Here is a 1825-nt window from a genome sequence, read left to right on the forward strand (position 1 = left end):
CCGCAACCCCGACCAGCTCCGACGACCCGAGCGCTACCAGCAGAGCACGCCGATCAAAGGGGTCCCTTTTGGAGGCCGATAGGGGGTCCCAGTCAAACGCCGATTGACACCGTGCTCTATCAGCGTGTCCCGCGACTGTTCAGTGATCTCGCTTTGGCGCGCGGCGACGGCCGCCACCCGCGTCTGCTGCGCGCGCTCGGCCGCGTCGATCTCCTCATCCTTGATGGTGTGGACGGCCTCACTCAACGGCATCATAGTGCCAAGGCGTGGTCGCCAGAGCGCCACAAAGAAGGGAGACCGTCCGAGATGAAGTTTATCAGAATAGGCGTTGATCTCGCCAAGAACTATTTTCAGATTCATGCGCTGTCTAGTGAGGATGCACCAGCCGTAAAGCGCAAGCTGACGCGCCGGACGATGCGCGAGTTCTTCTTGAAGATCGAGCCGTGCCGCATTGGCATGGAGGCTTGCGGTTCAGCGCACTATTGGGCGCGCGAACTGAAGGCCATGGGACACGATGTTTCTCTGATGCCGCCGGCCTACACAAAGCCCTATGTCAAACGAGGTAAGAACGATGCCGTCGATGCGGAAGCCATCTGTGAAGCGGTCTCGCGTCCTGCCATGCGTTTTGTGCCGATCAAGAGCGCTGATCAGCAAGCGACCCTGATGTTGCACAAGACACGCGAGCTGCTGGTCAAACAGCGAACGATGAGCGTGAACGCTCTACGCGGCCACTTGGCCGAATTCGGTCTTGTCGTCGCCAAGGGCAGCGGCCGCGTCGACGAGCTTTTAGGCCTCGCAGAAGGCGACGCGACTCTTCCCGACGCTGCTGTCTTGGCCGCGAAGGTTCTCGGTCAGCAAATTGATGCTCTCGGAAGCGCGCTCGATGATTTGGAGAGCGAGATCGCCAAGGCTCACGCGCTCAGCGAGACGAGCCGTTCGCTCGAAGAAATTCCCGGCGTTGGCAAGCTTGTTGCCTCGGTAATTACAGCCAGTGTACCAGACCCAAGCGTATTCCATTCGGGACGGGATTTTGCTGCCTGGCTGGGTCTGACGCCCAGGCAAATTTCGAGCGGGGGTAAACCAACTCTCGGAACCATCACCAAGGCGGGTAATCGATATATAAGGAAGCTACTCGTTCTCGGAGCAACATCGCTTCTAAACGTTGTGGAAAAACGCCGCGGCGGCTTGCGCGACTGGATTGTCGGGCTTTTGGCTAAAAAGCCGGCGCGGCTTGTGACCGTCGCCCTCGCCAACAAGCTTGCTCGGATCATCTGGGCAATGATGAAAACCGGAGAATGCTTCCGCACCGAGATGTTCGCCAAACCTTGAGTGTCGGCCAGCCGCATCCGAATCGAAGAGTTATAAGCTTGGTAAGTGCAAGAAAGGCATGATGAAAGACAACGGTCGCCACCGAAAACCAGGAAAACCCGACCAGTCGTGTGAGCTTTAAAGCTCGCATCCTTGATGTGACCCCCTGGTTGTCGGACTTCATCAGGGCCAGCGGAGATATGATCCGCGCTAAAGGCCGGACATACGATCGCAGCCGTCCAAGTCGTTCGAAGTGCCAAATTGTGCTTGCCATCAGACGACTGGGGCCTCGAGCCGCTCGACGCCGCGGCCCGCCACGACCTCCTGGAGATCCTCGAGGACCGCTACGGCCACCGCTCCACCATCGTCACCAGCCAGCTCCCCGTCGATCAATGGCACGCGCTGATCGGCGAGCCGATGACTTCATGATGCCTCCTTCTTCGAACGCTTGGTGCGTCGTACCCGGTTGCGAAGCTGACTCATTTGTTCGTCTGAGAGCTCGATCTGCCAAGGCTGG

The 1825-nt window shown here is 58.7% G+C and carries 1 protein-coding gene and 1 pseudogene; both read left to right on the forward strand.

From position 1 onward, the window contains the following. Nucleotides 1-306 precede the first annotated feature (306 nt). The gene (locus QJT78_RS50840) at nucleotides 307-1329 is read left to right on the forward strand and encodes an IS110 family transposase (RefSeq protein ID WP_038953985.1); all 1023 of its coding nucleotides are present in this window, start codon (nucleotides 307-309) and stop codon (nucleotides 1327-1329) included. A 255-nt stretch (nucleotides 1330-1584) separates the two neighbouring features. Then, nucleotides 1585-1725: pseudogene (locus QJT78_RS50845) on the forward strand (ATP-binding protein); the annotation flags it as partial. Nucleotides 1726-1825 lie beyond the last annotated feature (100 nt).

Origin of the sequence: Bradyrhizobium sp. Mp27, assembly GCF_029953005.1 — a bacterium.
In the GTDB taxonomy this organism is placed as follows: domain Bacteria; phylum Pseudomonadota; class Alphaproteobacteria; order Rhizobiales; family Xanthobacteraceae; genus Bradyrhizobium; species Bradyrhizobium barranii.

Coding starts and splice junctions, on each gene's coding strand:
- QJT78_RS50840 (WP_038953985.1), top strand. CDS start 307: ATGAAGTTTATCAGAATAGGCGTTGATCTCGCCAAGAACTATTTTCAG.